At 73.5% G+C, this 1,135-nt stretch carries 2 protein-coding genes; both read right to left on the reverse strand.

What is annotated here, in order from left to right; translation table 11 throughout:
- The coding region (locus ACIKT0_RS18735; protein WP_407106816.1) for a protein-disulfide reductase DsbD domain-containing protein at window positions 1-526 on the reverse strand (526 nt) is incomplete at its 3' end.
- A gap of 56 nt (window positions 527-582) precedes the next feature.
- Window positions 583-1,135, reverse strand: a 553-nt coding sequence (locus tag ACIKT0_RS18740; protein WP_407106817.1) for a sensor histidine kinase, incomplete at its 5' end; no start/stop codon positions are given.

Raw genomic sequence — 1,135 nt, forward strand, 5'->3', positions numbered from 1 at the left:
TGCAGAAGCTGAAGCATCGGGACGGTTCCGGAGACGCTGCGAACCCCGCCGCGCCCCCTCCGACGGACGCCGCCCCGGCGCCGGATGTGGAGGCCTGGACGGGCGTGGAGGTCACGAGCGTCGCGAGATCGATCTCGGTCTTCGACGGGGGAAAGCAGACACCCGCCTCGGCGCATCCCTGGTGGCCCGCTTCCAGCACGCCCACCTCGGGAGCGTCCGCGGCGGCGATCCGGGCGGTGGCGGTCCCGCGGTAGATCTCGGTCGCTCCGAAGGTGGGGTCGTCCTTGATTTCGCCCGGTTCGGTCGAGAGCTCGACCGTCCGGCCGTCGACCGCCGCCGAAAGCTTGTCGCGGTAGAGGTAGACGCCGGGCGGGGCCGCCCAGGTCAGACGGATCCCGCCGTCGCCCTCGCGCGCCGCCGCGACCGTGATCGGCGCCGTCGCGAAGGCGGCGCCCGCGAGAAGGCAGAGCGCCAGAGCCAGCAGAACGGTCCGCAAGGCGGGGGCGAGGCGAGCCAGGGCGGGCATCGGGAACTCCATAAGCAGACGTCGGCCTGGCTTGCCGCCGCCCGCTTACGCCAGCCTTAAGCCGCCGCCGCGACGGGAGCTGAGACCACCTCGTCGTCGAAGGTGACGCGCGCCACCAGACCGGACCGATCCGTCCGGTTCGACAGATCGAGCCGCGCGCGGCAGTTTCCGGCCGCCGTCGCGGCGATCGCGAGGCCGAGCCCGGTTCCATCGCCCCTGGCGGTCTTGGCCGCGCCGCGGAAGAACCGCTGCGTCAGGTGGGGAAGCTCGTCCTCCGGCGCGCCGGGGCCTTCGTCGACGAGTTCGAACGAGGCCCCGGGACCGCGCCTCCAGACGACGGTTCCGCGGGGCGGGGTGTGCTCGAGCGCGTTCTCGGCAAGGTTCCGGAGGAGGAGCAGCAGCGAATCCTTCGGAACGCGAGCCGCCATGGCGCGGAGCTCGGGAGCGACGGAGACCGCGACGTCGGGGTGGACGGCGCGGCAGAGCTCCATGGCCTCGTCGATCGCCCGGCCGAGCTCGATCGCCTCCGGGGAGGACGACGGCCCGACGGCGTCCACCCCGACGTCGCGGTCTCCGTCGCTCCCGAGCTCCGCGCCATGGCGGCTCGCG

The sequence above is a fragment of the Hansschlegelia beijingensis genome (assembly GCF_045505405.1).
GTDB lineage: Bacteria > Pseudomonadota > Alphaproteobacteria > Rhizobiales > Methylopilaceae > Methylopila > Methylopila beijingensis_A.